Annotated in this window: 7 protein-coding genes; 4 read left to right on the plus strand and 3 right to left on the minus strand. The window is 74.1% G+C overall.

Going from position 1 to position 10,676, the window contains the following annotated elements; all coding sequences use genetic code 11:
- Positions 1-957: 957 nt before the first annotated feature.
- From ACFXGI_RS26125 to ACFXGI_RS26135, 3 genes are all read left to right on the plus strand, one after another.
- A complete protein-coding gene (locus tag ACFXGI_RS26125; RefSeq protein ID WP_384711223.1) occupies positions 958-3,099 on the plus strand; it encodes a response regulator in 2,142 nt (713 codons plus the stop codon).
- Between the two features lie 183 nt (positions 3,100-3,282).
- Positions 3,283-3,591 carry a hypothetical protein gene (locus ACFXGI_RS26130; RefSeq protein WP_384711226.1) on the plus strand — a complete coding sequence of 103 codons (309 nt, stop codon included), beginning with the start codon at positions 3,283-3,285 and terminating at the stop codon, positions 3,589-3,591.
- A 24-nt stretch (positions 3,592-3,615) separates the two neighbouring features.
- The gene (locus ACFXGI_RS26135) at positions 3,616-5,178 is read left to right on the plus strand and encodes an MFS transporter (protein ID WP_384711229.1); all 1,563 of its coding nucleotides are present in this window, start codon (positions 3,616-3,618) and stop codon (positions 5,176-5,178) included.
- 25 nt (positions 5,179-5,203) lie between these two features.
- Here ACFXGI_RS26135 and ACFXGI_RS26140 read toward each other — a convergent pair whose 3' ends face one another.
- The 3 genes from ACFXGI_RS26140 to ACFXGI_RS26150 form a co-directional block, all read right to left on the minus strand.
- Entirely contained in the window at positions 5,204-6,982 is a 1,779-nt protein-coding gene (locus ACFXGI_RS26140) for a methyltransferase (RefSeq protein WP_384711232.1), read from the minus strand.
- Positions 6,983-7,067: 85 nt separating this feature from the next.
- Complete coding sequence (locus tag ACFXGI_RS26145; RefSeq protein WP_384711235.1) at positions 7,068-8,285, minus strand: 4-hydroxybenzoate 3-monooxygenase; 1,218 nt, start codon at positions 8,283-8,285, stop codon at positions 7,068-7,070.
- Positions 8,286-8,468: 183 nt separating this feature from the next.
- Positions 8,469-9,542 (minus strand): nucleotide disphospho-sugar-binding domain-containing protein, encoded by a 1,074-nt coding sequence (locus tag ACFXGI_RS26150; RefSeq protein ID WP_384711238.1) that lies wholly within the window; start codon positions 9,540-9,542, stop codon positions 8,469-8,471.
- Positions 9,543-9,845: 303 nt separating this feature from the next.
- Here ACFXGI_RS26150 and ACFXGI_RS26155 point away from each other — a divergent pair, with 303 nt between their 5' ends.
- Positions 9,846-10,520, plus strand: a complete 675-nt coding sequence (locus ACFXGI_RS26155) for an SGNH/GDSL hydrolase family protein (protein ID WP_384711241.1) — start codon at positions 9,846-9,848, stop codon at positions 10,518-10,520.
- The last annotated feature ends 156 nt before the right edge of the window (positions 10,521-10,676 follow it).

Genomic DNA, 10,676 nt, shown 5'->3' on the forward strand with positions numbered 1-10,676 from the left:
ACGCACCCGGAACCGGCCACCACGGCTGCGGCTGCGGCTGCGGTGCCCGCCGTGGCTGCGGACACCGGGCCCGCTGACCCGCACGCCATGCGGGACACGGCGCCCGCCCTCCCGCCACCCGTGCCGCGGGCTGCTCGGGCGTCCTCCTCGGGAGCCGCTTCGCCGGATCCGGAGAAGCCCGTGCGTGCCGGGATACCGGACGCGGACGCGGCGGCCAGGGCTGCGGCTGCGGTGCTTCCGGGTGCCGCCGTGCCCGTGGGCGAGCCTTACGGCACGGCCCCGGTGCAGCCGCCGCGCACCTCCGCCGAGGGGATGCAGCACGCCGTCCCGATGTCCCTTCCGGTACCACTGCCTGGCACCGAAACCGGATCGGCCCCTGCCCCCGCAGCAGGAACGCCGGTCACTTCTTTCACCGCGGGCCCGCTGCCGCAAGCCTCGGCCGCACATGCCCCCGCCGCAACCACCCGACCGCCCACGACGGCAGACGCGCGCGAAGGCCCGCCCCGCACCGAAACCGGATCGGCCCCTGCCCCCGCAGCAGGAACGCCGGTCACTTCTTTCACCGCGGGCCCGCTGCCACAAGCCTCGGCCGCGCATGCCCCCGCCGCAACCACCCGACCGCCCACGACGGCAGACGCGCGCGAAGGCCCGCCCCGCACCGAAACCGGATCGGCCACCGCCACCGCAGCAGGAACGCCGGTCACCTCCTTCACCACAGGCCCGCTGCCACAAGCCTCGGCCGCGCATGCCCCCGCCGCGCCCGCGGCGGTGGGCGCAGCCGACGCGGCACGCCCGGCCGGGCTTCGCTCCTTCCGGTGGGCCGCCGTACGACGCCGCCTCCGCGGCCCGGAGGCGGGGCCGGACGGCCCCGGCCGTGCGCCGGCCCACGCAACCGCAGAGCAGTCGCCCACCACCCGGGAACCGAGCTCGGTCGCAGGAGCAGCCGAGCACACGCCGGTGAGCCCCGAGGCGGGCGCAGGTGCGGGTGCGGCCGCGACCAGCCGTACGTCGACCGTGCGCGGCGACGCCCCGAAGCTGATGTCGGCCCAACGGCAGCCCGCGGGCCTGCTCCAGGAGCAGCCCTCCCAAGGCGTGGACGACAGCCGTCCGGTCGTTGGTCCGGCGCCCACCCGCACGGGAGCGGAAGCCCCCTCGCGCGCCCGCGCCGAGGTCCGCCCCCGGCGGAGCCGTCCGACCCCGCTGTCCACTGCGTCTTCGGAGCGCCCCACCGTCCCCTCCGAGCCCGGCACTCCGGCCGCCCGGGCGACCGATCCCGCCAACGGCACCGTGCCGCAGCCGACTTCTCCGTCGGCGCGGCGGCGCACCGCCATCCCGAACGTCGTGAACGCCGGACCGGCTGCCGCGGAACAGCGGTCCGGGCTCCGCCCCTCCCGACGAGGCACGGGCGCCGGGGCCGAGGCCGGGGCCGGGGCCGGGGCCGGGGCCGGGGCCGGGGCCGGGGCCGCCGGACAACGCCTCCTCCACGCGGGACCGCATGGTGACCACGATGCGTCTCCCGCCACCCCCGAGACGTACGGCGACGCGCGCAGGACCTCGGCCCCGCACCCGGACTCCGTCGCCGGCCAGGGCACGGACACGGCGAGGGGCGGCGCGCCGAAGCGTGCACCGGAGACCACGTCCGCCCCGACCCCGCCGCGCGAACAGCCGGACGCAGCAGCCCACACGCCGCCCACCGACGCGGCCGACCCCGGCCACCCCGTCGCCGAGCCGAACACCACGCCCGCCCCGAGCCCACCGCAGGAACGGCCGGGCGCAGCACCCCGCACACCGCCCACCGACGCGGCCCACCCCGCCCGTCCGGTCGCCGGGCCGGTCGTTGCCGGTCGGGGCGAGGACCGCAGGGTGGTTCGCCCCGTCCCCGTGCCGAGCACCGACCAGGGCGAGGACGCCCCGCCGGGCCCGGACGCGCCGACGCCGGTCGGTCGGCCCGACGACGTGCGCGCAGCCGCGGTGGCCCCCGGAGCGGAGACCGCCACCCGCGCCCGGCCGCGCCGTCCGGCGGCGTCACCCGCGACCGCGGTCCCCTCGGACCCGTCCGCCGCGGTGTCCACCGACGGCCCCGGGCACCCGGAGCCCACGGCCTTCCCGCCCGTACCCGCTTCCCGCGCTCGACGGCGCCGCGCGGACAACACCCCCGGCGGGGCGACGTCCGCGCCTGCCCGAACAGCCCCGGCGCAGCCGGATACGGCCACCGCCGACGCCGTGGACCGCGCACCGGAGCACCCGCCGATCCGGCCCACCGGCTCGACGGGTGGCAGGGAAGCGACGGGCGGGCGCGCGGCCATCGCCTCGCGCCCCGATCGGGACGCGGAAGCCGTACGCGACCGGGTGCCCGGTGCGGACCCGACCGGGACCGCTGCCCCGGAACGAGCCGAAGGAACGGGCACTGTGACCATTCGAGTGATCATCGTCGACGATCAGGCGATCATACGGTCGGGTCTTCGGATGATGATCGAGTCCTCGGAGGACTTCGAGGTGGTCGGCGAGGCCGTCGACGGCGCCGACGCCATCATCCAGACCAGGCTGCACCGGCCGGACATCGCCCTGATGGACCTGCGCATGCCCAACATGGACGGCGTGTGCGCCACCCGCAAGCTGGTCGGCCTCCCCGACCCGCCCAAGGTCCTGGTGCTCGGCACCTACAACAGCGACGGCCAGGTCCTCGAAGCCCTCGACGCCGGGGCCGCCGGCTTCCTCCTCAAGGACCTGCGCTGCGAGGAGCTCTTCTCGGCACTGCACGTCATCGCCTCCGGCGGCCGGGTCTTCGCCCCCGAGCTCCTGCGCAACCTGGTCCGGCAGGCGGCCCGCCGGATGCCGGTACAGGTCGACGGGGTCGATGCGAAGGTCGCGGCGCTCAGCGAGAGCGAGCGCAAGGTGCTCCGGCTCATCGGCATGGGGATGACGAACGAACAGATCGCCCGCGAACTCCACCTGGCGGGCGCGAGCGTGAAGACGTACGTCTCCCGCACCCTGGCCAAACTGGAGTTGGGCAACCGCACCCAGGCCGCGGTGGTCGCCTACACGTTGGGCCTGGTGGGCCCCCCGTCTCCGGGCGCACCCGGCACCTCCTCGCGCTGACGCGACCGCACACGCCCGCTCGCCTGCGGCCCGCCCACCCGCTCGCCCGCCCGCTCGCCCGCCAACCTCGTGGAATCGCCGCGCCCGCGGGCGTGTGAGCCCGGGGTGCCGGGCGCGGCGGTGTTTGCTGTCGGCAGGTGGACCCATCCGCGGGGCCGCCATGTGCCGGGAGGAACCGGAATCATGAAGTTCGCACAGATCATCGACTTCGAGACCGAGCGCATCGACGAGGTGCGCGAGCTCCTGCGCGCCTACGAGGAGCGGGTCCGGTCGGCGGGCCGGACCGGTGCCCCGGCGTCCCGCACCCTGCTCAAGGACCGGGCGAACCCCGGCCGCTACCTCGCCGTGGTCCAGTTCGAGTCCCACGATGCCGCGATGGCCAACAGCGACGCGCCGGAGACGAGCGAGCTCGCCCAGCAGCTCTCGGCGCTGATGAGCAGGCCGACGGTCTACACCGACTGCGACATCGTGGACCACCAGCGCCTCTCCTGACTGGAATCCACCGGAAGGGTGCGCGTGACGCGGCGGCAGTTCATGGGCGAGCGTCACCGTTGGTGGGTCCTGGCCGTGATGACCTGCGCCTCGTCGATGATCGCCATCGACGCGCTGGTGGTACTGATCGCCGTTCCCACCATCCAGCGGAGTCTGGACGCCTCGACCACCGGAGTGCAGTGGATCATCAATGCGTACCTGCTCAGTTTCGCCTGCATGAGCCCGCTCGGCGGACGCATCGGCGACGTGTTCGGGTACGAACGCGCCTTCCGCTTCGGAACCCTCGTGTTCGTCGTGGCCTCGGCCGCGGCGGGTCTGGCCCAGTCCGAGGCGTGGCTCATCGCCGCGCGCGCGGCCCAGGGAGCCGGTGCGGCGATCCTGCGGCCCGCCTCCCAGGTGCTCATCATCAGGGAATTCGGCCGCCGGGAGCGGGGCCGGGCGATGGGCATCTCCTCCAGCGTCTCCACCTTGCTGTACGGCACGGCCCCGCTGATCGGGGGCGTGTTGACGACGGCGTTCTCCTGGCGCGCGATCTTCTTCGTCAACCCGCCCCTGGGCCTCGGCGCCCTCGCCCTCGCGCACCTCCTGCTCAAGGGCAGGCCACCGCCGCGGGAACGGGTCGACTGGTCGAGCGCACCCCTGCTGATCGGCGGTCTGGTGTGCCTGGTCCTCCCCCTCATGCAGGCGCGCTACTGGGGGTGGTCCTCGCCCGCCGTCATCTCCCTGCTCGCGACCGGAGCCGTACTGATGACGCTCCTGGTGGTACGCGAACGGCGGCAGCCGGACCCTCTCATGCACTTCGAGCTGTTCGCGAAGAGGGAGTTCGCGGTCGGGGCGACGGTCATCTCGACGGTGCGTTTCGCGTTCGTGGGATTCGCGGTGTTCGGGGTCATCTGGCTTCAGGACGTCGTGGGCATGTCGCCCTTCGAAGCCGGTCTCGCCGTACTGCCGCTCACTCTCCCCACGGTCGTGTGCGCGCCGCTCGGCGGAAGGCTCTACGACCTCCTGGGACCCCGCGTCCCCCTGGGCATCGGCATGGTCCTGTGCGTGGCGGCCCTGCTCGGTGCGGCGGCGGAGCTGCGCCGGGGGTCCTACGGCTGGCTGGTCCCCTTCTACTGTCTGATGGGCATCGGGATGGGGCTCTGTGTCAGCCCGGCCTGGGTCACCGCGCTCAACGTCACCTCCAAGCGGATGCGCGGCAACGCGGCGGGGGTGCTGCAGACGGGCCGGGAGATCAGCGCTGCGCTGGGTCTGGCGGTCATGGGCGCGATCGTGTCGCACCTCCAAGGCGCACACCTGAGCCGGATCCTCGGACGGGACGGCCGTATCCCGTCCGAGGGCTTCGACCGGGTCGAGCGGTCCATCGGCAAGGCGGTGGCGGCGGCACAGCAGGGGGCGCACCTGCCCGCCGGGATCCCCGCCGATCTCGTCCCGGCCCTCAAGACCTCGGTCACCACCGCGGTCTCGGCCGCGTTCTACGTGGGCGCGGCCGTGATGTTCACGGCGGCCGTGGCGACCGCCTTCCTCCCCGGGAGGTCTGAGTTCTCCGAGCCGGGCCGCGGCCGCGGCCGCGACGATGCCGCGTGAGCGGCGGGATGCCGGGGAGCGCGGCTCAGCCCCGCCCGGTCACGGGGTCGGGGACGGCGGCCCTGCGGGCGTGCAGTACGTGTGCGTCCAGGGGGAGGGGGGTGTGGCCGACGAGCTGGAGGCCCGCGTCGGCGAGCAGGCGCGCGTAGTGGTCGGCGCGCCGTTCGCGGCCTCCTACGTTGCACAGCATGTGCAGGTCCCAGGCGGTGGCCAGCGAGGGGGAACCGTCGGCGGGCAGGAGCCGTTCCACGATGAGCAGGTCCGCGTGGGCGGGCATCGCGCGGGCGCAGTGGCGCAGGATCTCGCGGCAGCGGTCGTCGTCCCAGTCGTGCAGGACGCGGGAGAGGACGTAGACGTCGCCGCCGTGCGGCACGTCGGCGAAGTCGCCCGCGCGGTAGTCGCAGCGTGCTCCGCAGCCCGCGGCGTCGAGCCGGCCGCGGGCGGCTTCGACGGCGTGCGGGCGTTCGAGGAGGACACCGCGCAGGCGGGGGTGGGCGGTGAGGATGCGGCCGAGGAGCTCCCCGTTCCCGCCGGCGACGTCGACGACGGTCGCGGGCATGGCCGCCCCGGCCGCCGCGGTGATGACCGGGTGGTCGGGGAGCGGCTCGAACATCCGTGAGCTCGCGGCCATCGACCGGTCGAAGAGGGCAGCGAGTTCGGGGTCGCGGGCGAAGTGGTCGAAGTGGTTCTCGCCGAAGAGGTGGTCGAAGGCCGGCCGGCCGGTCCGTACGGCGTGGTCGAGCTCGCCGAAGGAGCGGTAGAACGGGCCCCCGTACATCAGGGCCAGCGGCCGCATCGACCCGGGCGTGTCCGAGCGCAGCAGGGCGCCGAGTTCGGTCAGGCGGAACGCGTCCTCCTCGCGGTCCCGGGTGACGGCTCCGAGCATGGCCAGGTACTGCAGGAGCGTGGCGAGGCTGCGGGGGTGGGTGCCGGTCAGCCGGGCGAGGTCCTCGGTGCGGTGCGCGGTACGGGTGTCCATGGCGTCGGGCAGGCACAGCCGGGCGAAGGCGGCGAGTGCCTGTGTGGTCCAGGCGCCGGTGAGGAGCTGCAGGAGCGATTCGGCGGGCTGCCGTGCGGGGCGGTGGTGGTCCTCGTCCGCGGCGGGGTGGTCCAGGTGCGCGGCGAGGGCGGTGCGGTGGTCGCCGCGTACGTAGAGTTCCAGCCGCCGGTAGCCGCAGGCCGGATCGGCGGGGGTGGTGAAGTACAGGACCGTGCCGTCCTCGTGCGGGTTGTAGCCGCCGCCGTCGGGGCGTGCGCCGTGGCGGAGGAGGATCGCGCACAGGCCGCGCAGCGCCAGCGGGTCCGGGTCGTCGATCTCGAAGGCGAGGTGCGCCTCGTGCCGGCGGGCGCGTTCGTACGCGGCGATCCGCTCCAGGCCGGAGTGCGGGGGAACGGTCAGGGCGAACACCTCGACCGCGCGGCGCTCCCCGGCACGGCCGGGCACCTGCGGGCGCAGGATGCGGACGTCGAGCTCGGCCGGGTCGCGCCGGTGGCGCCGGGCGAGGCGCTCCCGTACGACCACGCTGGGGTGGGAGGGGGTGTCCACGGCCAGTCCGCAGTCGGCGAGCTGGGCCCGCAGGCCGTCCGCGTCCGGCGGGAAGAGGAGCAGCCCCGCGTGGGCGAACCGGCAGTGTCCGGCCAGCGCCCGCAGATCCGGCCCGCCGAGGCCGGGCAGGAGCAGGGGCAACAGGGCGGCGCTGTCGTGCTCGCGGACGAACTCGGCTGCCGCGCGCAGGCAGGCCGTGTCGTCCGGGAGCGTCGTCTCGTCCAGGAGCATCGTTTCGTCAGGGAGCGTCGTCGTCATCGTGGGGGTGTCCTCGGGCCGGTGCGGGGCGGGGCTGGGCGGGGCGGAGCGGGGTCGGGCGGAGCGGGGTCGGGCGGAGCGGCGGTCAGACGCCGACGTAGTTCTCGGCGAACCAGTCCTGGTGGGTGCGCGAGGTGCGCAGCGAAGCGAGCCGGGAGCGGCCCAGGGCGGCGTGGAAGAACGATCCGGCACCGTGGCGGTCCGGGTCGGGATCCGCGTGGAGCAGCCGGGTCATCCACCCGGTGAACTCCTGCGCCCGCCAGATGTGCGCCAGGCACCGGTCCGAGTACCCGTCGAGTCCCGCGGTGTCGCCCCGGGCGAGGGCGTCGGTCAGCGCTCCGGCCAGGATCTCGGCCTCCAGGACAGCGAGGTTGGCGCCCTTCGCGGCGGCCGGGGCGAGCAGGCTCGCCGCGTCGCCCGCCAGGAGGAGCGAGCCGTGGCGCAGCGGCTCGATCACGTCGCAGGTCAGATCGAAGATCCCGCGTTCCAGGAGCGTGCCCCGGTGCAGCGGGCCGTGGTCCGCGGCCCGCATGCGGACGTCCAGCTCGTCCCAGATCCGCTGCTCGGTCCAGGCCTCGGCGGGGGTGCCGCGCTGCCACTGGAGGTAGTAGCGGGTGACTTCCGGGGTGCGGGCCATGTGTCCGGCGAAGCCCCGTTCGTGGATGGTGTACCCGACGGCGTCGAGGCTCGGCGGGGCCTCGGCGAGCAGGCCGAGCCAGGTCACGCCGTGGTCGTGGTGGTGGCGGGCGGCGCCCGGCGGCAGGGAGCGGCGGGCCGCCCCGTGCCGCCCGTCGCAGCCGGCGACGTAGCGGGCGGTCCACCGCGCGGGACGGCCGTCGGGCTCGCGCGCCGTGACGTACGGCCGGGTCCCGTCGGCGTCGTGCACGGCGAGCGCCTCGGTCTGGAAGCGGATGCGTCCGCCGAGGTCGAGGTAGTGCGTCAGGAGGTCCGTGACCAGGTTCTGCTGCGGGTACACATGGTGCTGCCCGCCCTGGCCGAGGGCGCCGTAGTCGAGCCGGAACCGGCCGTCCTGCGTGCGGAATTCGCACGTGCCGTGGCGGGTGCCGGCACGGTGCAGGCCGTCGGAGAGGCCGTGGCGGTCCAGGATCCGTACGGTGTTCGGGGCGAGGAACCCGGCGCGGGCCCGGGTCTGGACGTGGGTTCGGGAGGCGCGTTCGAGGAGGACGCAGTCGATCCCGGCTGCGTGCAGCAGGATTCCGAGAACGAGCCCGGCCGGACCGGCACCGAGGACGACCACGTCTGCTGATTCCCGTAAGGCGCGGGAGTTCTGACTTTGCGTCATAGCGCGTGCAGCATAAGCACGCGAAGATCGCTGAACCTACGCAAGCCATCCGTAGGCGGGAATAGAGTGACAATCACCCTTGACGTCGGCGGCCCGTGACGGCCGGGCCGGGAGCGGTCTCCGGGGCCGGCCGGTGGTGTACGCCGGGCGTGCGGGTACGAACACACGCCCGGCGCGCACCTCCTACGAGGCGGCCAGGGCCTCCAGGGCCGGGACCGTTTCGGCGGGGGACGGCAGGGCGGCGTTCTCCGCCTGTAGGCGGGTGGCCGCCTCGCGCAGGGCCGGGTCGGTGACCAGGCGGGTCAGCAGGGCGGCGTCCACGTCGTCGGAGGCGGAGCGCAGGGCCGCGCCGGTCGCGGTGAGGGCGTCGGCGTTGGTGAAGTGGTCGGCGCCCTGGGGCAGCAGGAGCTGGGGCAGGCCGGCCTGCAGGGCGGTGAGCAGGGTGCCGGAGCCGCCGTGGTGGATCAGCGCGTCGGAGGCGGTCAGCAGTTCGGCGAGCGGGACCCAGGGCAGCGGGCGGACGTTGTCCGGGAGGGTGCCGAGCGCGGTGAGGTCGGCGTCGCCGACGGCGAGCAGGAACTCGGCGTCCACCGAGGCGGCGGCCTCGATCAGGCGGACGATGGCGCGGACCCCGTCCAGCTCTGTGAGCACGGTGCCCAGGGTGATGGTGACCCGGGGCCGGGCGCCGCGGCCGAGCAGGGCGGCGGGGATCGTACCGCCGCCGTTGTACGGGAGGTAGCGCATCCGCAGGCCGCCCGGGTCGCCGCCGAGCGAGGCGGGGACGATGTTCAAGGCGGTGGGCTCGGCGGGGCCGGAGACCCCGTACGTCTCGTACGCCTCGGTGAAGTTCGCGGCGAGCCGGCCGACCATGTCCAGGCCGGGGGTGGGGCCGAAGTTCTGGATCACCGACGGAATCTTCAGCTTCGCCGCGACCAGCGGGGCGGAGGCCTGGAAGGAGTCGTAGACCAGCAGGTCCGCGCCCCAGTTGCCGGCGACCTCCAGCAGCCCGTCCACGGTGGGCCGGGAAATGAGCGCGAAGCCGCGGGCGGCCCGGTCCAGGATCTGGTCCTGGGACATGTCAGGGGCGACGTAACGCATCTCCTCGTCGGAGGACTGCTCCATCACGTCCCGTATCGTGCGGCCGTCGCCGATCTCCACGATCGCGAATCCCGCCTCGCGAAGCCGGTCCAACGGCTGCGAACCGGCGAACAACACCTCATGACCAGCGGCACGCAAAGCCTGCGCAGTCGGAATCATCGGAAAGAGATGACCGGCTGCAGCCGGACCGGTGAAAAGTACACGCACAGCTGTTCTCCTCGCCTACAACCTGACACTCGGAGGCACACCGGATGGGCCCGCCCCCGTTCCCCTCAGTGAACTGGCCCCGAGGGACGCCGTGTTCCCCGAATCAGGGGCGAAAATCAGACAATCCGGAACTCGACGAGAGCGGTGGTGTCGGCCGGGTGTCAGGAGGTGTCGGCGCCGTGTCGGTGGAGGGTGGCAGGTTCGAGAGGTCCCGCCAGGTCCGTCCGGCCGGGGTTCGAGATCCGAGGAGCGCACATGACGATCACCCTCCGGCCGGGAAGCACCGTGATGTTCACCGGCGATTCGATCACCGACTGCCGGCGGCTGGAGAGCGAGGACGGCCTCGGCTTCGGCTACCCGCTGCGCATCGCGGGCGAGTGGGGACTGCGGCACCCGGACCGGCCCGTGACCTGGCTGAACACCGGGACCGGCGGCAACAAGGTGCGGGACCTCGAAGCACGCTGGCAGAGCGACGTGCTCGACGCGCGTCCGGATGTGGTGTCGGTCCTCGTCGGGGTGAACGACATGGGCTGGCACACGATCGACCCGGAGGGGTACGTGATCCCCGCGGCGGAGTTCGAAGCGGGCTACGACCGCCTGCTCGCGCCCCTCGCCGAGGCGGGCACGGAGCTGATCCTCATCGAGCCGTTCCTGCTGCCGATCCACGGCGTCATCGAGGCCGGCGGCGGCGGTGTGCTGATCGGGGAGAAGGAGCGCAAGGAATGGCGTGACGATCTGGATCCGAAGATCCGGGTCGTGCGCGAGCTCGCCCGCAGGTACGGAGCGCAGCTGCTCGAAGCCGACGCCATGTTCGCCGAGCTCGCCGCGACGACCGCGGCCGGGCCGGAGCACTGGGCCACCGACGGTGTCCACCCGACCGCGGCCGGTCACGCCGCACTCGCGGCGGCCTGGCTGCGGCTGGTCGCCTGACCGGGCCACCCGGCCACCGGCCGGCAACGCGAAAGCGCCCGCTCCGGGAGGTCCCGGGCGGGCGTCTTCGTGGTGCGCGTCTGCTGTCCGCTGGTGGCTTAGTACCAGTGGTGGGTCTGCCAGAAGTTCCAGGCGCCGACGGGGCTGCCGTAGCGG

Origin of the sequence: Streptomyces sp. NPDC059355, from assembly GCF_042752335.1 — a bacterium.
Lineage (GTDB): Bacteria > Actinomycetota > Actinomycetes > Streptomycetales > Streptomycetaceae > Streptomyces.

Bases quoted from the DNA above. Each gene is read 5' to 3' on its own strand.
- ACFXGI_RS26130 (WP_384711226.1), top strand. From the start codon at position 3,283: ATGAAGTTCGCACAGATCATCGACTTCGAGACCGAGCGCATCGACGAG.
- ACFXGI_RS26140 (WP_384711232.1), bottom strand. From the start codon at position 6,982: ATGACGACGACGCTCCCTGACGAAACGATGCTCCTGGACGAGACGACG.
- ACFXGI_RS26145 (WP_384711235.1), bottom strand. From the start codon at position 8,285: ATGACGCAAAGTCAGAACTCCCGCGCCTTACGGGAATCAGCAGACGTG.
- ACFXGI_RS26150 (WP_384711238.1), bottom strand. From the start codon at position 9,542: ATGATTCCGACTGCGCAGGCTTTGCGTGCCGCTGGTCATGAGGTGTTG.
- ACFXGI_RS26155 (WP_384711241.1), top strand. From the start codon at position 9,846: ATGACGATCACCCTCCGGCCGGGAAGCACCGTGATGTTCACCGGCGAT.